The organism is Janthinobacterium sp. SUN211 (assembly GCF_030587315.1).
Lineage (GTDB): Bacteria > Pseudomonadota > Gammaproteobacteria > Burkholderiales > Burkholderiaceae_D > Janthinobacterium > Janthinobacterium kumbetense.
Window position 1 is genome coordinate 22,671 of record NZ_JAPWIC010000001.1, and the last position, 23,922, is coordinate 46,592.

Genomic DNA, 23,922 nt, shown 5'->3' on the forward strand with positions numbered 1-23,922 from the left:
GCGCTTCGTCGTTGATGCCTGCCGCTTCGTGCTTCGTCGCCCCGCGCTATGCCCTGCAACGGGGGCGCCGTAGACTGCGTTCATGCCTGAATCACAGACCACGGAGAACGCATCGTGTTAAAAAAATGTATGGACTGGTACCGCAGCATCGACGAAGAAGCGCTGCGCGTATTGAAACATCCCGAGATGGCGGCGCAGCTCCAGGGACGGGGGCGCCGCTACGTCGCCATGAAGCTGGCCGGGCTGACGCCGATCGAGCGCCAGCAGCTGCACGATTTCCTGCTCAAGTATCGCGGCGCCGGTTTTTATATCGCCGCGCTCAAGCTGATGCTGCTGTTCAGCGCCATCGGCGCCGTCCTGCACCTGCTGCTGCCGGCCAAGTTCGAATTGCTCAAAGCCGTCATCTTCAGTAACGGCCTGGGTTTTGCGCTGGCGTGGGGCCTGGTGGGCGTCTGGTTCAATTACCGCAGTTCCGTGCGCAACAAGTTCAAGAAACTCTTGCTGATCGTGTCGACCTGCGCGGCAGGGGTATCGGCCGGCGTGCTGCTGGCCGGTTTGAACGATACCGGTTCCATGGGCATGGCTTTCGAGCGCTTGCTGCGCGTGGGCGGCATCGCCTTGCTGGTGGCCAGCCTGTTTTACATGGTGCCGCTGGCAATCGTGACCACCTGGCGCAACCGGCAGTACGAGGCGCTGACCTTGCAGCTGCAGCAGGATGCCGAGCGCGAGCGTCTGGCGCGCGAACTGAGCGAATCGCAGCTGCGCCTGCTGCGCGCGCAGATCGAGCCGCATTTCCTGTTCAATACCCTGGGCGCCGTGCAGCAACTGGCGGAGCAGGGCGCGCAAGGCGCCGGCAGGGCCGCGGCGCTGACGGCCGACCTGATCGCCTTCCTGCGCGCCAGCCTGGCGGAGATGCGCAGCGAACAAGTGCCCCTGCAAAGCGAGTTCGACATGGTGGCCGCGTATCTGCGCGTGATGCAGGCGCGCATGGGTTCCCGATTGCGCTATGCGCTGGACTTGCCGGCCGAGTTTGCGCACGCGACGATCCCCAGCATGATCTTGCTGACCCTGGCGGAAAATGCCATCAAGCACGGTATTGAACCATCCTTGCGTGGCGGCGAGATCAGCCTGTCGGCGCTGCGGGTGGACGGCATGCTGCGCCTGCGCGTGCAGGATACGGGCATGGGGTTGCCGGAAGGCGGCACGGGCAGCGCCCAGGGAGGCGGCCTGGGCCTGGAAAACGTGCGCAGCCGGCTGTCGCTGTCCGATCCGTCCGCCAGCCTGAGCGTGCGCGACGGCGACGAGGGCGGCGTGATCGCCGAGATATTGCTTCCCATTAAAATTGCATCCAGCCTGAAAGAACTTGCCGCATGAACCCCACCATCCTGATCGCCGAAGACGAACCCCTGATGCGCGAACGCCTGCAAACGATGCTGGCGCTGGCCTGGCCCGAGGCGCGCATCGTGCTGGTGGCGGAGAACGGCAACGATGCCTGGGACGGTTTCCTCGAGCATGAGCCGGACGTGGTCTTCCTCGACATCCGCATGCCGGGCCTGTCGGGCCTGGAAGTGGCCGAGCGTATCGGCACGCGGGCACACGTGGTATTTGTCACCGCGTATGACCAGTATGCCGTCGATGCCTTCGACGCGGGCGCCGTCGATTATCTGTTGAAACCCGTGCAGGCCGAGCGGCTGCAGCGGGCGCTGGCCCGGCTGCGCGACAAGCTGGGTGCCCAGCCGGCCGACATGGCCCACTTGCTGCAGTCGCTGCGCGCGGCGCTGCCGGCGGCGCCGCGCGAAAAACTGAAATGGATCAAGGCCAGCGTGGGCAAGCAGATCCGCCTGATCGACATCGACGACGTGCTGTTCTTCCAGGCGGACACCAAGTACACGCGCGTGGTGCTGGCCGGCTCGGAAGCGCTGGTGCGCACGCCGCTGAAGGATTTGCTGGGCGGCCTCGATCCGGAACAGTTCTGGCAAATCCACCGCGGCACCATGGTCAACGTGAAAGCCATCGAGGCGGCCGAGCGCATCGACGCCGAGCGCATGCAGGTGCTTCTGCGCGGCAGCGCGGAAAAGCTGCCCGTCAGCCGCACGTTTACCTATTTGTTCAGGGATTGATATGATGGCAATGTTTTTAATCTGCCACCATATGGACTTTTCATGACAATTCTACGCCGCTGGTTCGCCGCCATCCTTCTTTCCTTGCTCTCCTGTACTGCCGCCCACGGGGCGCAGAAGGAGGAAAAGGTCGTGTATCACGTCAATGACGCCAGCAATGCCACGGCTGCGCTGAGGAATATCCGCAACCACCTCGATGCCAGCCCGCAGGCGACCATCGTGCTGGTCGCCCACGGTCCCGGCATCGACTTCCTGCTCGACGGCGCCATCGACAAGCAGGGCACTCCGTATGACGTGGTGGTGCGCGAGCTGGTCAAGCGGGGCGTGAGCTTTCGCGTCTGCAATAACACCTTGCAAGGACGCAATATCGACCGCCAGCGCGTGCTGCCCGAAGCCGTCATCGTGCCGTCGGGCGTGGCCGAACTGAGCCGCCTGCAGGCGCAGGAAGGCTATGTGTATATCAAGCCCTGATGCACGCGCCGTTGCCAGATGGCAAGGGCGCGGCGCATGGACAGGCGATGCTTACTGGATCTTGGCGATCGACACCTCCGTCGATTTCACCAGCGCGATGACTTCGCTGCCCACTTTCAGGTCCAGGTCCTTGATCGAGCGCGAGGTGATCACCGACGTGACGATGCCGTGCGGCGTTTCCACGTCCACTTCCGACACCACGGGGCCAAAGATGATTTCCTTGATCTTGCCGCGAAACTGGTTGCGTACATTTACTTCCGAGATAGCCATGATATTTCCTTTGTACCCGTAATACGCCGTGCGGCGCGACATGGCCAGAGTACGGCGCGCGCGCGCTTTTGACCACGAATCGATGCGCATATCGATATGCGGAAATGGTGCGCGGATGCCGCCGCAAGCATATTATTCGCCTATACTCGTCCGTCTATCCACGCGGAGGTTTGCCATGCGTCCATGCTTGCTGTCGTTCCTGTTGTTGCCCCTGCTGTTGCCCACCTCTGCCGCGCTGGCGCAACCGGTCGCTGCCCTGCAGCCGATGGCTTTCCTGGCCGGGAATTGCTGGAAGGGAGAGTTTCCTGGTGGTAAGCAGACGGATGAGCACTGTTTCCAGTGGTTGTATGGCGGCCGGATGCTGCGCGACGTGCACACGGTGCGCAGTCCCGGCAAGCCCGATTACGTGGGCGAAACCACGTATTACCACGACGCCGCCGAAGGCAAGGTGGCCTTTCTGTATGTGGAAAACAGCGGCGGCTACAGCCGCGGCACGATGCTGCCGGCGGACGGCGGCCTCGATTTTCCTGCCACGCAATACGTGGGCGCCAGCGGCAAGGCGCTGACGTACCGCGTGCGCTGGACGCCGTCGGGCGATGCCTATGAGGCGGCCAGCGAGATGCTGGTGGACGGGCGCTGGCTGCCGCAATTCAAGCTGCTGCTGAAAAAACAGTGACGCGGCGGCAATAAAAAAACCGGGACTCGTCCCGGTTTTTTTATTGATGTGGCGCAAGCTTACTTCTGATAAATCTTGTCGAACTCGCCGCCATCGTCAAAATGTTTCTTTTGCGCTTGTTTCCAGCCGCCAAAGACGTCATCGATGGTGAACAGGGTGATCGGCTTGAAGCTGGCTGCGTATTTCTTCGCCACTGCCGCCGAACGGGGGCGCAGATAGTGCTTGGCGACCAGTTCCTGGCCTGGCTCCGAGTACAGGTATTGCAGGTAAGCCGTGGCTTCCTTGCGGATGCCGCGGCGGTCGACGACCTTGTCGACGACGGCCACCGGCGACTCGGCCAGGATGGAGATGCTTGGATACACGACTTCGAAGTTGTCGCCGAATTCGGCGCGCACCAGCTGCACTTCGTTTTCAAACGTCACCAGCACGTCGCCGATTTCGCGCTGCGTGAAGGTGGTGGTGGCGCCGCGGCCGCCGCCGTCGAGCACGGGCACGTTCTTGAACAGCTTGGTAACGAGCTCGCGCGCCTGCGCTTCGCTGCCGCCTTTTTTCACGGCATAGCCCCACGCCGCCAAATAGGTGTAGCGACCATTGCCCGAGGTTTTCGGGTTCGGCACGATGACCTTGATGCCGGGCTTGGCCAGGTCGTCCCAATCCTTGATGTGTTTCGGGTTGCCTTTGCGCACCAGGTACACCATGGTCGAGTAGAACGGCGCCGCATTGTTCGGGAATTTCTTGGCCCAGTCGGCCACCACCAGGCCGCGGTCGACGAGAATGTCGATGTCATTGGCCTGGTTCATGGTCACGACGGATGCTTCCAGGCCATCGGCGACGGAGCGCGCCTGTTTGCTGGAGCCGCCGTGCGATTGCTTGATGGTGATGGTTTCGCCCGTTTTGGCTTTCCAATCTGCAATAAATGCGGGATTCACGTCCTTGAACAGTTCGCGCATCACGTCGTAGGACGCGTTCAGCAAGACCACCGGTTCGGCGGCGCTGGCGGCCATCGGCAGGCTCATGGCGGCAGCGGAAGCGGCCAGGGCGCTGGCCAGGAACCAGCGGCGCGAGCGTTGGGTGAGCGTTGCTGCGGCAGTCGATACGGCGTTGGAATGGGTCATGTTGAACTCTTGTTGTGAGAATAGATAGACATAGTCTAAAATTCCGGCCGGAAAAGAAACGAATTTTTCGTAATATGCTTAGATTCGATTCCCGTTTGCGCTAAAAAACATATATCGATTTCTGGAAACATTCGTGGGCAAGATGCGCATCAGCACTTAGTCTGCACGCATGGCGCCATAGGCAAAACCGGTCCGTGGCGTGCGGCAAAAAACCCGAAAGCGCCGCTTGGTGTATAGTCGAATCGCACGATACAGGGGTAAAACCGCCTGCATCGGCAACTGGAATATTTTGTGAGCGTACATGAGTCTTGAAATTCGTATTGCAACATCGACCGACGCTTTCGAGGCGTGCAACGTATTACGACGCTCCATCGTCGAATGCTGCAGCCTCGATCATCGGGACGATCCGGCCATCCTGGAAGCCTGGCTGGGTAATAAAACACCGCAGATGGTGGCGTGCTGGTTCGCGTCGCCCACCAATTTTTCGCTGGTCGCAGTCGAGGCGGGCGCCGTCGTCGGCGTCGGCTTGCTGACGCGCGCCGGCAAGCTGGCCCTGTGCTACCTGCTGCCCGAGGCGCAAGGCCGCGGCGCCGGCAAGGCGCTGGTGGAGCAGCTGGAAGCGCAGGCGCGCGAGTGGGGCATCAAGGCTTTGCAACTGCACAGCACGGCCAGCAGCCAGGCCTTTTTCGTCAAGCAGGGGTATGTCGAGGCGGGCAATGTCCGCTCGCCGTATGGCGTGGAAACGATTTTTTGCTGGAAACAGATTGACCCCGCAGGCATCGCCAGCGGCGACCCCAAGCGCAAGCGCTTTTGCAACTGCAATTCGGCCTGACGCCGGTCTTGCACCTCAGCCCGCCCATCCGGCGGCGGGCCATTTCCTCCCTTTGAATATTTCCCTTCAGTAACTGATCTGGATATACACGCCTTGTTGCGCGCTATCGTTTGCCGGCAGCAAGGTGCCGCCGGCAAACAGTTTCAGTTCGCCGGGCGCGAACGCCAGCCAATCCTCGTTTTGCGTCAATGGATGCGTGGCGATGACGGCGATGCGGTCGTCCAGGTGATTATGCTGGCGAAAGTCGATGCTGCGCTCGCAGTCGATCAGTTGCGCCACGGAAAACGGGTATTCGCGTATCACGTAGTGCAAATGCGTGGAACAGTGGGCAAACAGCAGTTCGCCGTCCGACAGGATGAAATTGAAGGTGCCGTGCGCGGCAATCTCGCGCGCCACTTCGCTGATGGCGGCGCGCAAGTGGGCGCGCGCGGGTTCGCCCAGGGGAAACTGCGTGCGCAAGCGGGCCAGCAAGTGGCAAAACGCCTGTTCGCTGTCCGTGTCGCCGCTGGCGCGATAGTGCGCATTGGCGGGCGCGCGCCACGTTTTCAAGTCGCCATTGTGGGCGAAAGACCAGGTCTTGCCCCACAGGTCGCGGGCGAACGGGTGCGTGTTTTCCGGCGCGATGCGGCCTTGCGTGGCCTTGCGGATGTGCGCGACGATGTTTTTCGCTTTCACGGGATGCTGCTGCACCCGGGCCGCCAGCGGCGAATCGATGGCCGCCAGGTGATCCGTCAGCAAGGTGCAGCCGCTACTGGAATGATAGGCGATGCCCCAGCCGTCGCGATGCTCGTCCGTGCGTCCGCCCCGTTCGGCAAAGCCGGCAAAGGAAAATCCCAGCGCCGCGGGCTTGCTGCTGTTCATTGCGAGTAACTGGCACATGGCGGCCCTTCCTGATGGTATCGGTACACGCCCACAGTAAAGGCCGGGGCAGGCCGCCGGAACGAATGTTTCCGACTATCGTTATGCACTGTCCGTTGTTACGGCCATATATGCTGGGCGCATATCAAATGGCGAAACCATTCGTTCTCCTTTGGTTGGCGCTGCCTTACTCTGCACACTTTGGCGCCGCCTTCCCCATGAGGGCAGCTGGCGCAGCCCGATGAAGGAGCACGTATGCCATTTCCCGTCCTGAAAAACTACCTGGCCCGCCTGTCGCACCAAACCCAGGCCGGCACCAGCGTCTGGCTCGACGGGGAGGGCAGGGCGCTGGGGCGCTTTTTTAATTGCACCATGACCAGCGCCTTCCAGCCGCTGCGCGAACTCGAAAGCGGCAAGCTGGTGGCGTTCGAGGGCCTGGCGCGCAGCGTGTCGAAGGCGGACGAGGGCTTGTCGCTGTGGCGTTTGCTCGACCATGCGGCCAGCGACGATGAATCCGTGGAACTGGACCGGCTGTGCCGCATGTTGCACGCCATTAATTTTTTCCGGCAGGCGGAAGCGGAGCAGGCCGACCTGTACCTGAACGTGCATGACCGCCTGTTGAGCGCCGTCAGCAGCAATCACGGCCATGCCTTCCAGCGCATCCTCGACGCGCTGGGCTTGCCCATCGAGCGCATCGTGCTGCAATTGCCGACGGTCACGCCAAACCAGGGTTGGCTGCTCAACTACGTGGCCGACAATTACCGGCGCAACGGTTTCCGCCTGGCCATCAACGTGGCCAGCGTGCATGAAGCCACGGGCATGCTGGAGCGCCTGCACCCGCATGCGTTCAAGCTCGATGCGGGCAACCTCAGCGACGAGCAGGCCGTCGCCAGCTTCGTCACCCTGTGCCATGCGGCGAAAATCCGCGTCGTCTTCAAGCGCCTCGACACGCCGGCCGCGCTGGCTGCGCTGCAGCGCGTCGCCGCCATCACGGGCTTGCCCATCGTGGCCCAGGGTTATCTGCTCGACAAGCCATTGACGGCGCTGGCGCAGGCAAAGCAGGACGCGGCCGCCAGTGCCGCCGCGTGAGCGGTTTCCCGCTTAAGCCAGCTCAGCGGAAAATACGTGAGAAACAGGCAGAGACGATAGAAAATGAGGGTTTTTCTTCGCAGCACAATACGCTATAGTATTCCCATCGTTATATTGGACTGACTATGGCATCGCGCAGAAACTTTCTACACCATGGTATGGGCCTGGCCGCGTTGGGCCTGGTTGCCACCCCTCTCATCGGCTGCGCCTCGCGCACGGCCGCTCCCGCCTCGGCTTCGGCCAGCGCCAAGCCGCGCGCGCCGCGCACAGGCGTGCCGCCCCAGCCGACGCAACTGGCCAGCATCGACCGCTCGATCACCTCGCAGCAGCGCGCGGCCATCACCGAGATGGAACCGCCTCCCGACATCTTCGACGCACAGGCGCTGGACCTGGAATTCTGGCTCAAGCCCCGCACCCTGGAAGTGGTGCGCCCGGCCAGCAATGAAAAAGCCAGGCTGCTGTACTGGAAAGATGGCGAAGTCATCGATTCCGCCTACCAGGAACTGTGCCACTTGCTGCGCGACGTGAACGGCAAGAAGACGGCGCCCATCGACCCGAAACTGCTGGAAACCCTGTGGGGCACGCAGGCGTTCGTGGCCCGCTACGGCATCGAGCAGCCGCTGGAAATCTTGTCGGGCTACCGCACGGCCGAGTCGAACAGCCGCCTGCGCGAAGCGGGCGTGCCGGCTGCGCGCCAGTCGCTGCACATCTCGGGCCGCGCCGCCGACATCCGCGTGGCGAATTTGAACGCGGAAGTGCTCGGTTCGCTCGTGCGCAGCTTCAAGCAGGGCGGCGTGGGCTTCTATTACCGCTCCGGCCCCCGTGGCGGCTGGATCCATGCGGATACGGGCCTGCAGCGCACCTGGAAGGGTTAAGCGTTAGCACTGAGCGCTAGTCACGCTAGTCATAGTGATACGGCGGTTCCGGCACGCTGTCGTTGCCGGCGCGCCGCCATGCGTCGAAATTCACGGGGCGTTCCCAGTAAATGCGCCAGCCCAAGCGCTGGCTCGTTTGCGCCTCGGGATGCTCGCGCAGATAGCCGTCGATAAAGCGCGTGAATTCCGAGACATAGCCGCCGCGGCGGTAGGGAAGTGGACGAGTCATGGCTCCTCCTGCTGTTGACATTTCTTTCATTCTATCGCCAGCGGCGGAAAAGCGCCGCCCGTTTCCAGCTTCCCATGAAACTCTCCAGCCATAACATCGAACTGTTCCTGGCCGTCGTCGACGGCGGCTCGTTCTCGGCCGCCGCGCGCGCCTTGCGGCGGGCGCCGTCGGCCGTCAGCATGGCGATGGCCAATATCGAGGCGGAACTGGGCATCACCCTGTTCGACCGGGGCGCGCGCGAAGCCGTGCCCACGCCGGCCGCGCTGGCCCTGCTTCCCCACGCGCGCCTGATCGCCGAGCAGTTGAAACAGTTGCACCTGCACGTGCAGGAATTGTCGCAGGGGCTGGAAAGCCGCATTTCGCTGGGCATCGCGGCCGAGCTTGACCATACGCCTTTCCTGGCCGCCGTGCGCGCCCTGTCGCAGCGCCATCCGCTGCTCGATATCGAAGTGCTGACGGCGCCGCAGGACGATGTGCTCGACATGCTGCACCGGGGCCGCATCAGCGCCTGCATGGCTTTCGCTGGCGGGCGCATCAATCACGAAGAACAGTTCCAGCTGGTGGGCAGCGATGCCTTGCTGGCGATTATTTCCACCCAGCATCCGCCCAGCGCGGCGGGCCAGCCCCTGTATATCGAGGAATTGGTGAATTTGCGCCAGATCATCGTCGCCAGCCGCGAACTCGACCTGGCCGATGCGCGCCCCGTGGTGGGGCTGTCCTATTGGCGCACGGACAGCTTGCCGATGGCGCTGGCCATGGTGGAAGCGGGCTTGGGGTGGGGCAACTTTGCCGCTTCGGCCATCCAGCATTCTCTGGCGGCGGGGCGGGTGCGCTGCGTGGCGTTCAAGAATACGGGCAATGGCCTGGTCGTGCCCATCCACCTGGTGTGGATGAAGGACCGGCCGCTGGGCATGGCGGCGCGGTCCTTTCTTCAGTTACTCAGCGAAGCAGCCTGAACGTCAGTGGCTTCTTCCTTCGGCTGCTGCGCCGACAGGGGCACGCCGAACAGGCCGTCGAAGAAGTAATTGAAAATGAAGCTGTAGCACGGGATGATCAGCATCAGCGCGAAGTCCAGCACGAACGCTTGCCACAGGCTGATATCGAGCCACCAGGCGATCAGCGGGATCAGGTAGATGACCAGGGTGATCTGGAAGCCGATCGCGTGCAGGATGCGGCGCCAGACGGTGCGCGTGCGCGACACTTGCCGGATTTCCCAGTATTCGAAGGCCGTGTTGTAGAGCAGGTTCCAGATCACGGCGATGGTGGTGATCATGATCGCCAGCGGCCCCGTGCTGGTGGGCGACTCGCCCGAAAGCAGGGTCAGCCAGGCCGTGGAAATGGCCATGCCGATGATTTCAAAGGCGGTGACGTAGACGATTTTGCGTTTGATGCCTTGCATGTAAAGCCTGTAAAGAAGAGATGGCGCGTATTTTAAGTCAGGTGTTCTGATGTTTGAAGTCGATAGCTGTCAGTTTTTCTGATGGATTCGCTGTGGGAATACCGCGCGTGGCGCGAACGGTGGATAATGGCGGCTGGCAGGCAACCGGTCCCGCCGCATCACCGCAGAAAAGGTCAACGAGCATGCAAGGCGCAGCAGACAGCAATATCCCCGATACCCCCGCCGATACCCCCGCCGGCGCGGACGAACGTCCCCGTTTCCGCCCCCGTCCGTGGGAGCACCTGGAAACGCCGTACGACGTGGAAGTGTGGATCGAAGAACATAACCGCAGCATGCAGGACAATATCCGCGCCACGGAAACGGGCGTGGGCATCTGCTATACCCTGGCCGAAGGGGGCGATATCTATATGCAGACGAGCGCCGACGGCGCCGTCGTGCTCGACGTGACGCCGGACGCGGCCTGGGTCTCTCCCCTGATCAGCGCAGCCACGGGTTGCGAGGCGCCGGATGGGGCGCTGTGGATCTTGCCTGACGATAAGTTGATCCAGCTGATCGTGGGGCTATCGAGCCTGGTGGCCAGCACCTTGCTGGTGGTGGGCCATGATTTCGGCTTGCGCCGGCGCGGCATGGGCCGCTGAGCCGTTCGCGCGCCGCCGGGGCCGGGCGGCCATGCTCCATGCCCCATGTTCCATGCCTCTTGTCCCGCTCCCGTTTGCGCTGTATCATGCGGGCGTTGCAAAATATGCCATGCCCGCGCCTGGCATGCCCTCCGCCTACATTCGATGAAAAGCCTGTAATGCACAAAGACAAGCTGGACCTCCGCGACATCAGCCTGGTGTGCGTGGAAACGCGTTATCCCGAGCTGGCCAGCTTTGCCATCGAGCGCTGCCTTGCCGGCGCCGATTTCAAGGAATGCCTGCTGTTCACTTCCCGCCTGCATGACTTGCCCCCGCATATACGCCAGGTGCTGATCGCCCCCATCGAGAGCGTGGAAGCGTATTCGGCATTCATGGTGCATGAGCTGGGCGCCCATTTCAGCGGCACGCATGCGCTCGTCATGCAGTGGGACAGTTTCATCGTTGATGCGCGTCAATGGCAGAGCGCTTTCCTCGACTGCGATTATATCGGCGCACCGTGGTCGCATCGCCCGGTGGCCGTCGGCAATGGCGGCTTCTCGCTGCGTTCGCGGCGCCTGTATGACATCTTGCCGCAGCTGGCCATCACGCAACCCCATCCTGAGGATTATGCGATCTGCGAATTGCATGGCGACCGGCTGCGCGAGGAGTTCGGCGTGCGTTTCGCCGATGCGGGCCTGGCTTCCAGCTTTGCCTTCGAAGGCATCATGCCGGCCGGTCCCACGTTCGGTTTCCATGGTTTTTTCAACTTTGGCGAAGTGCTGGACGACACGGAACTGACCGATTACCTGCGCAAGTGCGACGATGCCATAATGCATGCGCCAACCGCGCGCGGGCTGATCAAGCAGCTGTACCGCTCCGGCCGCTACCGGATGGCGGCACGGATATTGCGCCGGCGCATCAACGGCGGCGCGGCGCTATTCGGCGATGCCTGCCTGCTTGCCTTGCGTACAGGCATGCACGCGCTCACGCACGCCCGCTCGCGCCCAGCGTCGCCGCGCGCATAGCCGTCCTGGCGGCTGCCGCACCGGCTGCCGCCATGCATCGCTCGACACTGAGCCTTGCGCATGCTAGTCTCGGGACAGCATCCGCCTGATCGCCTGGGCGGTGGTGCAAAGGATAGCCATGGACAATACACCGCATGCGGTCTCAGCTCCTGATTCCTCCCTGCATGGCCAGGACCCCGTGCCGTGGCCGGCCACTCCCTTGCTTGACGATGGCGTCTTCAGCCCGGAACGGGTGAAGGCCGAGCGCGAGCAAGCCTATTTCAACGATTTATACCTGCTGGCGCCCGTCGCCTATTTCGTGCTCGGTCTCGATGGCGTGATCGTGCAAGTCAACCTGGTGGCGGCCGAATTGTTCGGCCTGGTGCGCGAGCGCCTTGGCCACGTGCTGTTCCGTTCGTATGTGCACGAGGCGTTCCGCCACGATTTCGAGCAATTCGTGCAGCGCGTGCTCAATAGCAGCGAGCCCGAGCGCATCCAGCTGCAGGTGCGGCGACGTCCCGGCGCGCGCGAGGCCGGCTTGCCCGTCAGCCTGCTGGGCAGCGCCGATCCGAACGGCCAGGCGCTGCGCCTGGTGCTGGAGCAGGCCGAAGGCAAGCTGGCCGCGCTGGAACGCAGCGAAGAGCGTTTCCGGCGCATCGTGCACAGCGCCGAGGAGGGCATCTGGGAAATCGATGCGCAGGCGCTGACCAGCTTTGTCAATCCGAAGATGGCGCAGATGCTCGGTTGCCAGATCGAGGATATGCTGGGTCAGCCGCTGGCCGCCTTCATGGATGACGAGGGACGCGCCATCCTGGAGCGTAACATTGCGCGGCGCCAGGATGGCATCGTCGAGCGCCACGAATTCAAGTTCCTGCGGCGTGACGGCAGCACCTTGTGGGCCACCCTGGCCACCAATCCCATCTTCGACTCCGGCGGCACCTACCTGGGGGCGCTGGCGCTGGTCGGCGATATCACGGTGCAGCGCACGGCGTCCGAGCGCCTCTGGCGGCAAGCCAATTTCGACCCCTTGACTGGCTTGCCGAACCGCCACCTGTTGCTCGACCGCTTGCAGCACGAGGTGCGCCACGCCAGCCGCGAAGGCGGTTGCCTGGCCTTGCTGTTCATCGACCTCGATTATTTCAAGTTAGTGAATGACCGCCTGGGCCAGGAGAAGGGCGACATGCTGCTGCGTCAGGCGGCGCTGCGCATCTGCGAGCGGGTGCGCGCCAGCGATACGGTCGCGCGCCTGGGCGGTGACGAGTTCGCCGTCATCCTGGCCGGCGTGCGGCAGCTGGGCGGCATCGAGCGCGTGCTGCAGGAATTGACGACGGCGCTGGCCCTGCCTTTCGTGCTCGACGGCGACACGGCGCACGTGTCGGCCAGCGTGGGCGTGGCGCTGTATCCGGCCGACGCGGAGGCGACGGACAGCTTGCTGCGGCATGCCGACCAGGCCATGTATGCGGCCAAGAGCGCGGGGCGCAACGGCTACAGCTACTTCACGCCGGCCTTGCAGCAGGCGGCCGACCTGCGCCGTGCGACGGTGCGCGAGATGCGCCTGGCGCTGGCGCAGGACCAGTTCGAAGTGCATTACCAGCCCATCATCCGCCTGTGCGATGGCAGCATCGAGCGGGCAGAGGCGCTGCTGCGCTGGCGCCATCCGCTGCGCGGCTTGCTGCTGCCCGCCGATTTCATCGCCTTCGCCGAGGCCAACGGCCTGATCATCGATATCGGCGAGTGGGTCTTCCGCCAGGTCGTAAGCCAGGCGCGGCAGTGGCAAACGGCGCATGGCGCCGTGTTTCAGATATGTATCAACAAGTCGGCCGTGGAATTTCGCTGCGATGCCGCGCTCTACCAGGACTGGGGCAATGCGCTGGCGCGGGCGGGCCTGGCGCCGGGCGCCATTGTCATCGAGGCACCGGAAGCCGTGCTGCTCGACGAGACGCGCCCGGTGGCCGACCGTCTGCGCCAGTTCCGCGCCATGGGCCTGGCGCTGGCGCTCGACGACTTTGGCGCCGGCAACACTTCGCTGGCTTGCCTGAAGCGGGGCGATCTCGAGGTACTCAAGCTCGACCCTTCGCTGGTACGGGAACTGGGGGCGGGAGGCGCGGCGCCGGCCGTCTGCGCGGCCATCATCAGCCTGGCGCAGGGGCTGGGCCTGAAAGTGGTGGCGGAAGGGGTGGAAACGGCCGCGCAGCGTGAGTTGCTGCGGGCCGCCGGTTGCGATTATGCGCAGGGTTATGTATTTTCAGGCGCGGTGCCTGTGGAGCAGCTCAGTGCAATGCTGGCCGCGGGCCGGCGCTTTTAATCCAGGCCCAGCAGCGCGACGACGCGTTCGCGGCTGATGCCGACCAGCGCGGAGCTGATCGCCAGCAGCGATTCATAGCCGGGCTGGCGGGCTTTTTCCATGAAGTTTTCCGCCAAGGTATCCATGCTGACGTGCACTTGTACCGGTTGCGCGCGGGCCACCCGTCCCGTGGCTTGCGCCAGGGCCAGGCTGACGGAGCTGCGCGCCGCCTGCAACTGCGCCAGCGCCTGCACCACTTGCTGCAAGGTGGCGCGCAGGGCTTCCGTGTCGCCGGTATTCCATTCTTCCGGGGCGATGGCGGCAGGTTCCGCATCCGTGCGCACGCGGCTCATCTGGCCGGTCGGGTAGCGGATGCCGCTGCCGCGCACGGACAGGCTGTCGCGCACGTTGGCCCAGGCCGCTTCCGAGGTGCTGAACACCAGTTCGCCGTTCTCGCCCAGCTTGACGCCGATGCCGGACGGCATCAGTGCGCGGTCGAAGCGGGAAACGATTTCGCTCTGGCTCAAGCCAGGTTCGATGTTGACCGAGCGCAAGGCCTGGTTCGCGCCGCCGACGGAAAAGGCCAGCACTTCCTGCGGGCCTTCCTGCAGGCTGGCCATGGTCAGGCCGCGGATGCTGAAGTTCTGTTGCGCCGCCTGCGGGCTGGTATAGCTGAGCTGTGCGTCGAGCGTGCCGCCCGAGGCGCTGGCGCGCTGGCGCCAGGTATTGCTGAACTGGCGTACCCGGGCCTCGACTTGTCCTTCGCGGCCCTGGCGCGCGGCCAGCTTGGCCGCCAGTTCGCTCTTCAGCGCTTGCAACTGGCTGCTGCTGCGGTCCAGGTAGTCGAGGGTTTGTTGCGCGTTAGAAATTTCTCCCTGCAGCTGGTGATCCCAGTTGCTCAGGCCACGCTGCAGGCTCGCCGTCGAACTCCTCGCCGCCGGCGCGTCGCTGCGTGCGCTGGTGCCGCTTTTGACCGCGGCGGACGCGTCATCGACGACGCGGGCTGTGCCGGCGCCTTTGGCATTGACGCCGGACGAGGAGGAAGTCTGAACGATTTGCATGATGGTCAGAGAAGATCAAACAGGGAAAGGGTGCCAACCTTGGCGTACGCCTTGTATGTTGCCTGCAGGGCCGTCTGGTAGCCGTTCAGCTCGATGGCGGCCGCGCCCATGTCGGTCTTCTTCAAGTCGGACAAGGCCATGTCATTCGACAACGAGACGTTGGCCAGGTTGCCGGAGAGCGTGGTCAGGATGTTTTGCGCGCCGCCAAAGATGGCGATCTTGCCAGAGAGTAAATCCATGCCGTCATCGGTGCCATCGAGCGCCGCACCCACCACGCTGCGCACAGCCGGGTCGTTCGGGCTGACGCCAGGCTTGCCCAGCGTATCGATGGCCTGGTCGATCTTGTTCAGCCACACTTCCAGCTTGTCCACGTCGACGTTGGCCGCCTGCGTCACGCCATTGCCCACCACCACGGTCTGCGTGGCGGTGTTGCCGTTGTACGTGTAGCGCAGGCCGGGGGCCGCAGCGGGATTGAACGCGATGGCCGGCTTGTCGGTATCCGTGCCGGAAAACATGTAGCGGCCTTCCTGGTCCTTTAGGTTGGCCGTGTACAGCACGCTGTCGCGCATGGCGATCAGCGATTGCGTCATCGCATTCAGGTCGTCCGGCGCATTGCCGCCGTCGGCGGCCCACACCAGCAGGTCGCGCGCCTGGCCCATGTCGGTGACCATGCTGGTCAGATAGTTTTCGTTTTTCAGCAGGCGCACTTTCACCGTGGCGATATTGTCCTGGTATTGCGTGACCATGGCTTGCTCGCGCGTCAGGCGCGAAATGCGCACGTTGCCGATCGGATCGTCCGATGGCAGCTGGATGCGCAAGCCCGAAGCCATCTGCTGGGTCAGGTAATTGATGCGCTCTTGATTTTGCTGAAGAGAAATATTAATCAGTGATTGGTACTGGCTGCTGGCGACACGCATGATCTTCTCCTTAACCCATCATTTGCAAAGTGGCATCAAACAAGGTATTCGCCACGGAAATGACTTTCATGTTTGCCTGGTACATATTCTGGAATTCGACGAGGTTCATCGCTTCCTCGTCCTTGTTCACGCCGCTGGTCGACTTCCAGTCGTCGATGGCTTGCGCGCGCACCGTGTTGGAAGTCTTCAGCAGGGCCTGGTTCTGCTGGCTGTAGATGGCCAGCTTGCCGACGAGCTGCGTGTCCGCATCGCTCAACAGGACCGGACCCACCCAGCTGACGTTGATCGGTTGATTCTTGATATCGATCAATTTCTGCAAGTTGCCGCTATCACCGGCCGCGCCTGTCAACGACAGGGCCAGGTCCTTGGCGTTGAAGCCGGGGGTAATGCTCAGCTTGCCATTCGCGTAGGCCAGTAGGGGACCGCCGGACGTGCCAGCCATGGTCTTGCCCAGGGCCAGTTGCGCGTTGACCTTGCTGGTCAGCTGGGTCGCCATGTCTTGCAGCGACTGCTGCAGCGGTTTCAGGGTATTTTTCTCGAATTCGCCCAGGCCACCCATCTGGCCGCCGATGGCGACCAGATCGAGGTTGTACGACGACTTGGCGAAATCGAGTGTCAGGGTTTGGTCGCCCGTGTTCGTCATGCTGCTGGTCAAGGTGCCGGCCAGGCTGCCGATGACCAGCGGCTGGCCCGACTTCAGCGCGATATTGCGCGAGCCGTCCGGCTGGTCGAGGACGTCGATGCCCATTTGCGAGGCCAGGCCGTCGATCAGCTGGTCGCGCGCATCCATCAGCGAGGACACGTTCGTGCCCGAGGCCGTGGCCGTGCTGATGCGCTGGTTCAGCGCGGCGATATTGGCCAGGGTGGTATTGGCTTGCGGCACGATCGCTGCGCGTTGCTGTTGCAACGACAGCAATTGGTTGCCCATCACGGTGCTGATGCTGTTGAAGCGCTGCGCCATGGAGTCGGCGGAGGTGATGATCTGCTGGCGCAGCGGTGTCGACGTCGGGTCGACGGCCGAGGCGTTGAGGGCGGCGAAAAAGCCGTCGATGCCGTTGCTGATGCTGGAAGCATCGTCGCCCATCACGCGCTCGAGCTGGGTCAGGTAAGGCTGGGTCTGCGAACGGGCGCCCTGGTCGGACGCGGCGCGCCACATTTGCTGGCTTTTATATGCATCGGCAAAGCGCAGCAAGGCGGACACTTCCACGCCATTGCCGGCCGAGCGTACGCCGGCGGTGGCGCCCAGCGATGACAGCAACACACCCTGGCGCGTGTAGCCCGCCGTTTGCAGGTTGGCGATGTTCTGGCTGGCCGCATTGAGTGCGGCCTGGGCGGCGATGCTGCCTGACAATGCATTGCTGATGATGCTCATTGGGCAAGTTTCTTTCGTGAAGAGTGTGGCGCGTGCGGGTGGGCAAGCATTGAATCGTTGTTACCTTGTACAGGCGACGCTTCAGACGGATTTATTAAGCGGTGCCGCAATATTGTCGGTATTGACAGTGCTTTTGGCGGCCACGGGGGCGCCGGCCGCCGGCAGCAGCTGGCGCAGGATGGCGTCGGCGATGCCGAAGGCGCGCTGGCCGGCCATCTTGTCGGCCACCAGGTTGTCGGCCATTTCCAGCATGTCGCTGTTGATGGGGTCCTTGAAGACGCTGTCTTCGCCCGCCATCTCGCGCGTGCCCGAACGCATCTGGCGCAGCATGTGCGAGATGAAGAACGCTTCGAACTTGACGGCCGCCTCGGTGGCCTTGGCCGCATAGCGCGGGTCGGCCGGCGTGGCGGCCGCAGGGGAGCGGTCGTCGAGCGCCGAGGGCAGGGCGCTGCTGCTGTCGTTGATATTCATCATATGACCACCAGTTCGCCTTCGATGGCGCCAGCCTGGTCGAGGGCTTGTAAAATTGCCATGATGTCATCGGGCGACGCGCCCAGGCTGTTGACCACGTCGATGATCGATTGCAGCTTGGCGCCGGCCGGCCATTTGAACATATTGCCGTTGCCCTGGTCGACGGACACCTTCGATTGCGGCGTGACGGTGGTCTGGCCGCGGCCGAACGGCGCCGGCTGGCTGACGGCCGAGCTTTCAGAAATGACGACCTTGAGCGAGCCGTGCGTGACGGCGGCCGCCTTCACGCGCAAGCCTTCGGCGATGACGACGGTGCCCGTGCGCGAATTGAAGACCACTTTCGGCGTATCGACGCCGACGTCGACGCTCAAGGCTTCCAGCTTGGCCATGAAGGCCACGCGCTGGGTCGGGTTTTCCGGCGCCAGCACTTCCACGCTGGTGGCGTCGCGCGTGGTGGCGACGGCGCCAAAGCGGCGGTTGACGGCTTCGACGATATTGATGGCCGTCTCGAAATGCGGGTGGCGCAAGTTCAGGGTGACGGTCGGCTTGGTCGAGAAATCGCTGAGGATCTCGCGCTCGATGTTGGCGCCGTTGGGAATGCGGCCCGAGGTGGGCGTGTTGACGGTGACGGACGAGCCGCTCTTGCCGGTGGCGTTCAGGCCGCCGACGACGACGTTGCCTTGCGCCAGCGCATACGTTTCATTGTCGGCTGCGCGCAATTGCGTCAGCAGCAGGGTGCCGCCGCGCAAGCTTTTCGCATCGCCCAGGGACGAGACGGTGACGTCGATGGCCTGGCCACGGCGGTATCCTGGTGGAAACACGGCGCTGACCATGACGGTGGCGACGTTCTTGCTTTTCGCTTCGGCGCCGTCCGGCATCTTCACGCCGAACTGCTTGAGCATGTTGACCACGGACTGGCTGGAAAACTTCACCTGGGTGGTGTCGCCGCTGCCGTTCAGGCCCACGACGAGGCCGTAGCCGACCAGCGGGTTGTCGCGCACGCCCTCGATACTGACCAGGTTGCGCAGCACTTGCGCGGCGCTGGCGGGCAGGGCAAAGCCGGAGAGCGCGGCCAGCATGGCTGCCAGGGGCAGGGCGGAACGAAATTTCATGAGGTCACCTTAAAACGGCATCCATGGGCCGACGAAGAAACGCGTCAGCCAGCCTGGTGTATTGGCTTCGGCCAGGGTGCCCTGGCCGGAATAGGCGATCTGTGCATTGGCGATGCGCAAGGACGAGACCTGGTTGCTGGAATCGATGTCGGCCGCGCGCAGGTAGCCGCGCAGGCGCACGAATTCCTCGCCCTGGTTCAGGGTCAGGGTTTTCTCGCCCTGTACGCGCAGCAAGCCGTTCGGCAGGACTTCCTGCACGATCACGGTGATGGCGCCGGACAGCGCATTTTGCTGCGTGCTGGTCGAGTCGCCGGCGAAGTTGCGGTCGGCCGACAGGTCGACGCCCGTCTTGGGGAGGGTCTTGCCGAGGATATTGGCCGCCTTCACGCCGACGGACGAGCCCTTGTTGAACGAGGTGCCCGCCTTCTTGCTGGCCTGCGTGGTTTCCTGCAGCGCCACCGTGACGACGTCGCCGACGCGGAAGGCGCGGCTGTCCGAGATCAGGTCCAGGCTTGCGTCGGGATTGAACACGCCGCCGGCCACGCCGCCGCGCGCAGCGCTGCGCGGCGCCACGGGTAGCGGCGTGTCGGAAAAGCTCGGTGCCACCGGCGCGGCCGGCTGGCTGGCGCAACCGGCCATCAATACCAGCAGCATGGCTGCCGTGGCTTTCATGGCGACTGTCATCAGCGTGCCGCTTGCGCCAGGTATTGCAGCATATTGTCGGCGGCCGACAGCACCTTGGTGTTCATTTCATAGGTGCGCTGGGCAGCGATCATGTCGACCATCTCTTCGACCACCTGCACGTTCGAGCCTTCCAGCGCGAACTGCTTCAGCTTGCCCAGGGCGCCTTCGCCGGGACGGCCTTCCGTCGGCGTGCCGCTCGATGCCGTTTCCTGGAACAGGTTTTCACCGAGTGCCAGGAGGCCCGTCGGGTTGACGAAGCTGGAGAGGTTCAGCTGGCCCAGCTGGGTGCCGTTGACATTGCCCGGCACGGTGGCCGTGACCATGCCGTTTTCGCCGATGGTGATGGCCGTGGCGTTGTTCGGCACGGTGATCTGCGGCACCAGGGGCAGGCCCTGGGCGTTGACCATCACGCCGTTTTCATTGATGCCCAGCTGGCCGGCGCGCGTGTAGGCCGCTTCGCCGTTCGGGCGCAGCACCTGCAGGAAGCCGTTGCCGGTGATGGCGACGTCGAATTCGCGGCTCGTCGTTTGCAGGCTGCCGGTGGTAAACACCTTTTGCGTGCCGACCATGTGCGTGCCGTTACCCAGCTGTACGCCCGAAGGCGAGAGGGTGTTGTCGGCGCGCTGCGTGCCCGGCTGCTGCTCGACCTGGTAAAACAGGTCTTCGAAGACGACGCGGTCGCGCTTGAAACCGACGGTGTTGACGTTGGCCAGGTTATTCGCGATGGCTTGCAGTTTGGCATCTTGTGCCTGCACGCCGGTCTTGCTGATCCACATTGCTGGATTCATGTGTTGCTCCTAGTAATAGATTGGCGTGGGGCTCAGGCGCCCAGCAGGCGGTTGCCCGATTCCGTCATGGAATCGCTGGCCTTGAATACTTTCATCTGCATCTCGAAACTGCGGTTCAGGCTCATGGTGGCGACCATTTCCTCGACGGCCGAGACGTTGCTGCCTTCCAGGTGGCGGTCGCGGATGCGTACCGCCGGATCGGCCTGCAAGTCTTCGCCGCTGCGCGCCACGATCAGGCCCGCCTCGTTCTTGGTCAGCTCGCCCGCTTCGGCGTTGACCAGCTTGAGCTTGTCGACCGTCTGCATTTGCGCGGTGCCCGGCACCTGGATGGAAATCGTGCCATCGCTGCCGATCGACAGGCTGGTGTGCTCGGGAATCGTGATCGGGCCGCCTTCGCCCAGCACGGGCCGGCCATTGATGGTCAGCGCGCCCGTTTCATCGAGATCCATGGCGCCGGCGCGCGTGTAGGCTTCGCCGTTTTGCCACTGCACCGCAAGAAAGCCGGGGCCCGTGACGGCCACGTCGAGTTCGCGTCCCGTTTCCTTGATGGCGCCCGTGCGCGTGCCGACGGCGCTCGACTGCGTCTGCGTCATGTGACGGTCGTCGTAGCCATAGCCGTTTTGCAACGGCTGGGCAGTGGACACTTCCAGGTTGGCGCGAAAGCCGCCCGTCTCGATGTTGGCCAGGTTATTGGCGTGTACCTGCTGTGCCCGCAGGGCACGGTCGGCCCCGCTCATGGCGGTATAAATCAGCGCATCCATTGCTCTTTACCTTTGCGTATCGTGGATTACAGCGCTTGCATCAGCGATTGCAGCATGGCGTTCTCGGTCGAGATGACCTTCGAGTTCGCCTGGTAGTTACGCTGCGACGTCATCAGGCCCACCAGTTCGGAGGTGATGTCGACGTTCGACTGTTCCAGCGAGCTCGTCGTCAGTTTGCCGGCCATGCCGACGCCCGGACGGTCATACATGGCGGTACCGGACGTGGTCGAGGCGACCCAGCTGGTATCGTTGACGGCCGTCAATGCGCCTTCGTCGGGGAAGGTGGCCAGGGCGATCACGCCGATGCTTTGCTTCTGGCCGTTCGTGTATTTCGCCACGACGGAGCCGTCATCGGCCAGTTCCACGCCCGTGTAGGTGCCCGAGGCATAGCCGTCGGCACGGTCGGTCGAGGTGGTCGCTTCGCCGGCGAACTGGGTGGTGCCCGTGTAGTCGATGGCGATCGACAGCGGCGCGGCGCCTGCCGGCGTGCCCAGCGCCAGGTTGACCGGCGCGGTCAGGTTCAGCTTGCCGGAGGTATTGAAGGTCATGCTCGTCACCGTCCCCAGATCGGCGTTGTCGAGGGTGTAGTGCACGTCCACGCCCGTTGCCGTCTTGACGAAGTACTGGCCCACCGAGTGCTTGGCGCCCAGCGAATCGTAGACGATCGAGGACTTGGCGCTGTTGTAGCTCAATTCATTGGTCTTGTCGAAAGCCGGGGTCTTGATGGTCCATTCGGACGACATGTTGGCGGCATACGCCAGCTTGGTCGACGCCACGGCGGGAATCTGGCCCGTCGGAATGTTCATGTCGCCCATGGTGCCCAGGGTGGTGCTGCCCTTGACGGCGGCATAACCTTGCACCAGGCGGCCGTTCGAATCGATCAGCTTGCCTTCATTGCTGGCCGAAAAGATGCCGACGCGGCTGTAGGTCATGGTGTTTTGCGCATCGCGCGTGACGAAGTAGCCGCGGCCATCGATGGCCGCGTCGAGCGCGCGGCCCGTGTTCAGCACGCCGCCATTGAGCGACATGCTTTGCGTGATCGAGCCCACTTCCGTGCCCGTGGCGCGCGAACCGGCGTACATGGCCGAAAAGTTGGCGCGGCTGCTCTTGAAACCGTAGGTGCCGGCATTGGCGATATTGTTACTGGTGCTGTTCAACTGTTGGTTGATGGACTGGATACCGGACAGGGCGATGTCGAAACTCATGTTGACTTCCTTTAGTGAAGGACGAGATTAGTGTGCAGGAAACGAAGGGGCGAGCGGATCAGGCCGTCTTGCCGTTAAAGCCGGTGATCGCGCCAGGGTTGACTTCGCCCAGGTTCGACACGCTCAAAATCATGCTGCCGCTGGACGACAGGCGCACGCTGTTGAGCTTGCCTGCAATGTCGACCGTTGGTTTTTCAGCGCCGCTGGTACTGACCGTCATGCTGTAGGTGCCGGCAGGCAAGCCCAAGGCCACGGGATCGATGGTGAACGGCACCGTGCCGGGCGCCTTGGCGCCCAGTTCGATCTTGTATTCCTTGTCGTCCAGCCCTTTCAGGGTCACGGTGGTCTTGGTGGTGCTGGCGGCCAGCGCGATGGTGCCGCTGACCTTGCTCTTGTCGAGCTGGACCGTTTCGGTGTTGACCATGACTTCCGAGCCCACTTGCGCGCCCAGGGCCAGCACTTGCATCGATTGCAGCACGCTGGCATTGGCGCTGGTCAGCGCCGACAGGTTTTGCATCGCTTCCGTCTGCGCCTGCTGCGTCAATTGATTGACGAACTGGCTCGGATCGGTCGGCGCGAGGGGATCCTGGTTCTTGATCTGCGCGACCAGCAACTTGGTGAACATATCCTGGGTGGCATTGCTTTGCGACTTGACGGCATTGCTGTTGCTATTGCTGCCGCTGGTGTTATTTGTAAAGAGGTTGGTTTCCATGGATTATGCTTCACCTAATTTGAGGAGCGATTGCTGCATCGACTTGATGCGGCCCAGAACTTCGACATTTGTTTCAAACGCGCGCGACGCCGACATCATGTCGGTCATCTCGGCAACCTGATTGACGTTGGGATAGAACACCATGCCATCGGCATTGGCCATCGGGTGGCCCGGTTCATAGACCTTGCGCAGCGGCTCATCGCTTTGCACCACGTCGAGGACCTGTACTCTTCCACCGGCGCCGCTGGCGCCAGGGCCGTCCATCACGGCCGCAAACACGGGCTTGCGCGCGCGGTAGGTTTCGCCTTCGGAACCGGCAACGGAATCGGCATTGGCCAGGTTGCTGGCGATGGTATTGAGGCGCACGGTTTGCGCCGCCATCGCCGAACCGGCGATCTTGGAAATGTCCTGGAAGCTCATGCTGATCCTTATTGTCCGGAAATGGCCTTGGACAGACCCTTCAGTTTCATGTTGACGAAAGTGAGGCTGGTCTGGAAGTCGGTGGCATTCTGCGAGAACGCCGCCTGCTCGACGCCGATTTCGACGGTGTTGCCGTCGCGGCTAGGGTGGTAGGGGACGCGGTACAGGGCGCTGGCATCGTCATCGGTCGACAGCAGGCCCGCCTCGTTGTCCTGCAACTGCTGCAGGGCGCTGCCGAAATCCATGTCCATGGCCTGGAAGCCGGGCGTGTTTTCATTGGCGATGTTGGCGGCCAGTACGCGTGTACGGTCGGCACGCAGCGCGAGTGCATCGGCGTGCACGCCCAGCGCATCCTTGAAATTAATCCCCATGGTCATCCTTTGTGTTGAATTCGATCGTGCTTTTTGCGGTTCGGGCCAGAAAATAGGTGGTGCAGAGGTAAAATCCCAGCCTGGTCATGTTGACGCATGGTAAGGTCATGCCGCTTCAGTATCTTTGATTAAGGTTAGCAATGATTTACTTTGAGAACTATTCCGTGATGTGGAACAAGGCGCAATGTCGTCACATACTGCTTCCGGGC

The 23,922-nt window shown here is 63.0% G+C and carries 28 protein-coding genes; 11 read left to right on the plus strand and 17 right to left on the minus strand.

Features of this window, described 5'->3' with window-relative positions; all coding sequences use genetic code 11:
* The first annotated feature begins 114 nt into the window (after positions 1-114).
* The 3 genes from O3301_RS00075 to O3301_RS00085 are packed head-to-tail and all read left to right on the plus strand — an operon-like array spanning position 115 to position 2,591.
* A complete protein-coding gene (locus O3301_RS00075; protein WP_305055141.1) occupies positions 115-1,374 on the plus strand; it encodes a sensor histidine kinase in 1,260 nt (419 codons plus the stop codon).
* Positions 1,371-2,120 carry a LytTR family DNA-binding domain-containing protein gene (locus tag O3301_RS00080; protein ID WP_289905412.1) on the plus strand — a complete coding sequence of 250 codons (750 nt, stop codon included), beginning with the start codon at positions 1,371-1,373 and terminating at the stop codon, positions 2,118-2,120. Before O3301_RS00075 ends, O3301_RS00080 begins: the two co-directional genes overlap by 4 nt.
* Positions 2,121-2,162: 42 nt before the next feature.
* Positions 2,163-2,591, plus strand: a complete 429-nt coding sequence (locus O3301_RS00085; RefSeq protein ID WP_289905411.1) for a DsrE family protein — start codon at positions 2,163-2,165, stop codon at positions 2,589-2,591.
* A 51-nt stretch (positions 2,592-2,642) separates the two neighbouring features.
* On the opposite strand, the gene O3301_RS00090 is transcribed toward O3301_RS00085, so the two are convergent.
* Positions 2,643-2,861 carry a molybdopterin-binding protein gene (locus O3301_RS00090; protein ID WP_034757699.1) on the minus strand — a complete coding sequence of 73 codons (219 nt, stop codon included), beginning with the start codon at positions 2,859-2,861 and terminating at the stop codon, positions 2,643-2,645.
* A 175-nt stretch (positions 2,862-3,036) separates the two neighbouring features.
* Between O3301_RS00090 and O3301_RS00095 the strand changes: the two genes are divergently transcribed.
* Complete coding sequence (locus O3301_RS00095; RefSeq protein WP_305055142.1) at positions 3,037-3,537, plus strand: hypothetical protein; 501 nt, start codon at positions 3,037-3,039, stop codon at positions 3,535-3,537.
* Between the two features lie 59 nt (positions 3,538-3,596).
* Here O3301_RS00095 and O3301_RS00100 read toward each other — a convergent pair whose 3' ends face one another.
* Entirely contained in the window at positions 3,597-4,652 is a 1,056-nt protein-coding gene (locus O3301_RS00100; RefSeq protein ID WP_099664405.1) for a sulfate ABC transporter substrate-binding protein, read from the minus strand.
* Positions 4,653-4,953: 301 nt separating this feature from the next.
* Here O3301_RS00100 and O3301_RS00105 point away from each other — a divergent pair, with 301 nt between their 5' ends.
* A complete protein-coding gene (locus O3301_RS00105) occupies positions 4,954-5,484 on the plus strand; it encodes a GNAT family N-acetyltransferase (RefSeq protein WP_099402317.1) in 531 nt (176 codons plus the stop codon).
* Positions 5,485-5,550: 66 nt separating this feature from the next.
* Here O3301_RS00105 and O3301_RS00110 read toward each other — a convergent pair whose 3' ends face one another.
* Entirely contained in the window at positions 5,551-6,363 is an 813-nt protein-coding gene (locus O3301_RS00110) for a class II glutamine amidotransferase (RefSeq protein WP_305055143.1), read from the minus strand.
* Between the two features lie 234 nt (positions 6,364-6,597).
* Here O3301_RS00110 and O3301_RS00115 point away from each other — a divergent pair, with 234 nt between their 5' ends.
* Entirely contained in the window at positions 6,598-7,431 is an 834-nt protein-coding gene (locus O3301_RS00115) for an EAL domain-containing protein (RefSeq protein WP_077403090.1), read from the plus strand.
* 125 nt (positions 7,432-7,556) lie between these two features.
* Positions 7,557-8,306 (plus strand): YcbK family protein, encoded by a 750-nt coding sequence (locus O3301_RS00120; RefSeq protein ID WP_369812161.1) that lies wholly within the window; start codon positions 7,557-7,559, stop codon positions 8,304-8,306.
* Positions 8,307-8,331: 25 nt separating this feature from the next.
* Here the strand turns inward: O3301_RS00120 and O3301_RS00125 are convergent, their stop codons facing one another.
* Positions 8,332-8,535: a DUF3460 family protein gene (locus O3301_RS00125; RefSeq protein WP_305055144.1), complete on the minus strand. Its 204-nt coding sequence runs from the start codon at positions 8,533-8,535 to the stop codon at positions 8,332-8,334.
* 74 nt (positions 8,536-8,609) lie between these two features.
* Here O3301_RS00125 and O3301_RS00130 point away from each other — a divergent pair, with 74 nt between their 5' ends.
* The gene (locus tag O3301_RS00130; RefSeq protein WP_099664400.1) at positions 8,610-9,491 is read left to right on the plus strand and encodes a LysR family transcriptional regulator; all 882 of its coding nucleotides are present in this window, start codon (positions 8,610-8,612) and stop codon (positions 9,489-9,491) included.
* On the opposite strand, the gene O3301_RS00135 is transcribed toward O3301_RS00130, so the two are convergent.
* Positions 9,467-9,934 (minus strand): PACE efflux transporter, encoded by a 468-nt coding sequence (locus O3301_RS00135; RefSeq protein ID WP_099664399.1) that lies wholly within the window; start codon positions 9,932-9,934, stop codon positions 9,467-9,469. The genes O3301_RS00130 and O3301_RS00135 overlap by 25 nt on opposite strands.
* Positions 9,935-10,116: 182 nt before the next feature.
* Here O3301_RS00135 and O3301_RS00140 point away from each other — a divergent pair, with 182 nt between their 5' ends.
* The 3 genes from O3301_RS00140 (at position 10,117) to O3301_RS00150 (ending at position 13,860) form a co-directional block, all read left to right on the plus strand.
* On the plus strand, positions 10,117-10,572 hold the full coding sequence (locus O3301_RS00140; protein ID WP_305055145.1) for a hypothetical protein: 456 nt from the start codon (positions 10,117-10,119) through the stop codon (positions 10,570-10,572).
* Positions 10,573-10,730: 158 nt separating this feature from the next.
* A complete protein-coding gene (locus O3301_RS00145; RefSeq protein ID WP_251349177.1) occupies positions 10,731-11,576 on the plus strand; it encodes a DUF5672 family protein in 846 nt (281 codons plus the stop codon).
* A 118-nt stretch (positions 11,577-11,694) separates the two neighbouring features.
* A complete protein-coding gene (locus tag O3301_RS00150; protein ID WP_305055146.1) occupies positions 11,695-13,860 on the plus strand; it encodes a bifunctional diguanylate cyclase/phosphodiesterase in 2,166 nt (721 codons plus the stop codon).
* Here O3301_RS00150 and O3301_RS00155 read toward each other — a convergent pair.
* The 12 genes from O3301_RS00155 to flgB all read right to left on the minus strand — a co-directional run bounded on the left by O3301_RS00155 (position 13,857) and on the right by flgB (position 23,713).
* Positions 13,857-14,900 (minus strand): hypothetical protein, encoded by a 1,044-nt coding sequence (locus tag O3301_RS00155; protein ID WP_305055147.1) that lies wholly within the window; start codon positions 14,898-14,900, stop codon positions 13,857-13,859. The genes O3301_RS00150 and O3301_RS00155 overlap by 4 nt on opposite strands.
* 5 nt (positions 14,901-14,905) lie before the next feature.
* Positions 14,906-15,817 carry a flagellar hook-associated protein FlgL gene (gene flgL / locus O3301_RS00160; protein WP_077403114.1) on the minus strand — a complete coding sequence of 304 codons (912 nt, stop codon included), beginning with the start codon at positions 15,815-15,817 and terminating at the stop codon, positions 14,906-14,908.
* Positions 15,818-15,827: 10 nt separating this feature from the next.
* Positions 15,828-17,189, minus strand: a complete 1,362-nt coding sequence (gene flgK, locus O3301_RS00165; RefSeq protein ID WP_305055148.1) for a flagellar hook-associated protein FlgK — start codon at positions 17,187-17,189, stop codon at positions 15,828-15,830.
* An 81-nt stretch (positions 17,190-17,270) separates the two neighbouring features.
* The gene (locus O3301_RS00170; RefSeq protein ID WP_369812162.1) at positions 17,271-17,663 is read right to left on the minus strand and encodes a flagellar biosynthesis protein FlgJ; all 393 of its coding nucleotides are present in this window, start codon (positions 17,661-17,663) and stop codon (positions 17,271-17,273) included.
* On the minus strand, positions 17,660-18,772 hold the full coding sequence (locus tag O3301_RS00175) for a flagellar basal body P-ring protein FlgI (RefSeq protein ID WP_070219890.1): 1,113 nt from the start codon (positions 18,770-18,772) through the stop codon (positions 17,660-17,662). Before O3301_RS00175 ends, O3301_RS00170 begins: the two co-directional genes overlap by 4 nt.
* 9 nt (positions 18,773-18,781) lie before the next feature.
* On the minus strand, positions 18,782-19,444 hold the full coding sequence (gene flgH / locus O3301_RS00180) for a flagellar basal body L-ring protein FlgH (RefSeq protein ID WP_180278556.1): 663 nt from the start codon (positions 19,442-19,444) through the stop codon (positions 18,782-18,784).
* An 11-nt stretch (positions 19,445-19,455) separates the two neighbouring features.
* Positions 19,456-20,244 carry a flagellar basal-body rod protein FlgG gene (gene flgG, locus O3301_RS00185; RefSeq protein ID WP_171985002.1) on the minus strand — a complete coding sequence of 263 codons (789 nt, stop codon included), beginning with the start codon at positions 20,242-20,244 and terminating at the stop codon, positions 19,456-19,458.
* A gap of 32 nt (positions 20,245-20,276) precedes the next feature.
* Positions 20,277-21,005: a flagellar basal body rod protein FlgF gene (locus O3301_RS00190; RefSeq protein ID WP_099664392.1), complete on the minus strand. Its 729-nt coding sequence runs from the start codon at positions 21,003-21,005 to the stop codon at positions 20,277-20,279.
* A gap of 26 nt (positions 21,006-21,031) precedes the next feature.
* Positions 21,032-22,210: a flagellar hook protein FlgE gene (locus O3301_RS00195; protein WP_251349174.1), complete on the minus strand. Its 1,179-nt coding sequence runs from the start codon at positions 22,208-22,210 to the stop codon at positions 21,032-21,034.
* A gap of 58 nt (positions 22,211-22,268) precedes the next feature.
* The gene (locus tag O3301_RS00200) at positions 22,269-22,922 is read right to left on the minus strand and encodes a flagellar hook capping FlgD N-terminal domain-containing protein (RefSeq protein ID WP_099664390.1); all 654 of its coding nucleotides are present in this window, start codon (positions 22,920-22,922) and stop codon (positions 22,269-22,271) included.
* A gap of 3 nt (positions 22,923-22,925) precedes the next feature.
* Positions 22,926-23,342 carry a flagellar basal body rod protein FlgC gene (flgC, locus tag O3301_RS00205; protein WP_034757795.1) on the minus strand — a complete coding sequence of 139 codons (417 nt, stop codon included), beginning with the start codon at positions 23,340-23,342 and terminating at the stop codon, positions 22,926-22,928.
* Between the two features lie 8 nt (positions 23,343-23,350).
* Positions 23,351-23,713 carry a flagellar basal body rod protein FlgB gene (gene flgB, locus O3301_RS00210; RefSeq protein ID WP_034758109.1) on the minus strand — a complete coding sequence of 121 codons (363 nt, stop codon included), beginning with the start codon at positions 23,711-23,713 and terminating at the stop codon, positions 23,351-23,353.
* Between the last annotated feature and the right edge of the window lie 209 nt (positions 23,714-23,922).

Bases quoted from the DNA above. Each gene is read 5' to 3' on its own strand.
- O3301_RS00120 (WP_369812161.1), top strand. From the start codon at position 7,557: ATGGCATCGCGCAGAAACTTTCTACACCATGGTATGGGCCTGGCCGCG.
- O3301_RS00115 (WP_077403090.1), top strand. From the start codon at position 6,598: ATGCCATTTCCCGTCCTGAAAAACTACCTGGCCCGCCTGTCGCACCAA.
- O3301_RS00085 (WP_289905411.1), top strand. From the start codon at position 2,163: ATGACAATTCTACGCCGCTGGTTCGCCGCCATCCTTCTTTCCTTGCTC.
- O3301_RS00090 (WP_034757699.1), bottom strand. From the start codon at position 2,861: ATGGCTATCTCGGAAGTAAATGTACGCAACCAGTTTCGCGGCAAGATC.
- flgB (WP_034758109.1), bottom strand. From the start codon at position 23,713: ATGGGGATTAATTTCAAGGATGCGCTGGGCGTGCACGCCGATGCACTC.
- flgH (WP_180278556.1), bottom strand. From the start codon at position 19,444: ATGAAAGCCACGGCAGCCATGCTGCTGGTATTGATGGCCGGTTGCGCC.
- O3301_RS00140 (WP_305055145.1), top strand. From the start codon at position 10,117: ATGCAAGGCGCAGCAGACAGCAATATCCCCGATACCCCCGCCGATACC.
- O3301_RS00170 (WP_369812162.1), bottom strand. From the start codon at position 17,663: ATGATGAATATCAACGACAGCAGCAGCGCCCTGCCCTCGGCGCTCGAC.
- O3301_RS00080 (WP_289905412.1), top strand. From the start codon at position 1,371: ATGAACCCCACCATCCTGATCGCCGAAGACGAACCCCTGATGCGCGAA.
- O3301_RS00135 (WP_099664399.1), bottom strand. From the start codon at position 9,934: ATGCAAGGCATCAAACGCAAAATCGTCTACGTCACCGCCTTTGAAATC.
- O3301_RS00145 (WP_251349177.1), top strand. From the start codon at position 10,731: ATGCACAAAGACAAGCTGGACCTCCGCGACATCAGCCTGGTGTGCGTG.
- flgG (WP_171985002.1), bottom strand. From the start codon at position 20,244: ATGAATCCAGCAATGTGGATCAGCAAGACCGGCGTGCAGGCACAAGAT.
- O3301_RS00190 (WP_099664392.1), bottom strand. From the start codon at position 21,005: ATGGATGCGCTGATTTATACCGCCATGAGCGGGGCCGACCGTGCCCTG.
- O3301_RS00175 (WP_070219890.1), bottom strand. From the start codon at position 18,772: ATGAAATTTCGTTCCGCCCTGCCCCTGGCAGCCATGCTGGCCGCGCTC.
- O3301_RS00155 (WP_305055147.1), bottom strand. From the start codon at position 14,900: ATGCAAATCGTTCAGACTTCCTCCTCGTCCGGCGTCAATGCCAAAGGC.
- flgL (WP_077403114.1), bottom strand. From the start codon at position 15,817: ATGCGTGTCGCCAGCAGCCAGTACCAATCACTGATTAATATTTCTCTT.
- O3301_RS00110 (WP_305055143.1), bottom strand. From the start codon at position 6,363: ATGTGCCAGTTACTCGCAATGAACAGCAGCAAGCCCGCGGCGCTGGGA.
- O3301_RS00095 (WP_305055142.1), top strand. From the start codon at position 3,037: ATGCGTCCATGCTTGCTGTCGTTCCTGTTGTTGCCCCTGCTGTTGCCC.
- O3301_RS00195 (WP_251349174.1), bottom strand. From the start codon at position 22,210: ATGAGTTTCGACATCGCCCTGTCCGGTATCCAGTCCATCAACCAACAG.
- O3301_RS00130 (WP_099664400.1), top strand. From the start codon at position 8,610: ATGAAACTCTCCAGCCATAACATCGAACTGTTCCTGGCCGTCGTCGAC.
- flgK (WP_305055148.1), bottom strand. From the start codon at position 17,189: ATGAGCATCATCAGCAATGCATTGTCAGGCAGCATCGCCGCCCAGGCC.
- O3301_RS00200 (WP_099664390.1), bottom strand. From the start codon at position 22,922: ATGGAAACCAACCTCTTTACAAATAACACCAGCGGCAGCAATAGCAAC.
- O3301_RS00150 (WP_305055146.1), top strand. From the start codon at position 11,695: ATGGACAATACACCGCATGCGGTCTCAGCTCCTGATTCCTCCCTGCAT.
- O3301_RS00100 (WP_099664405.1), bottom strand. From the start codon at position 4,652: ATGACCCATTCCAACGCCGTATCGACTGCCGCAGCAACGCTCACCCAA.
- flgC (WP_034757795.1), bottom strand. From the start codon at position 23,342: ATGAGCTTCCAGGACATTTCCAAGATCGCCGGTTCGGCGATGGCGGCG.
- O3301_RS00105 (WP_099402317.1), top strand. From the start codon at position 4,954: ATGAGTCTTGAAATTCGTATTGCAACATCGACCGACGCTTTCGAGGCG.
- O3301_RS00125 (WP_305055144.1), bottom strand. From the start codon at position 8,535: ATGACTCGTCCACTTCCCTACCGCCGCGGCGGCTATGTCTCGGAATTC.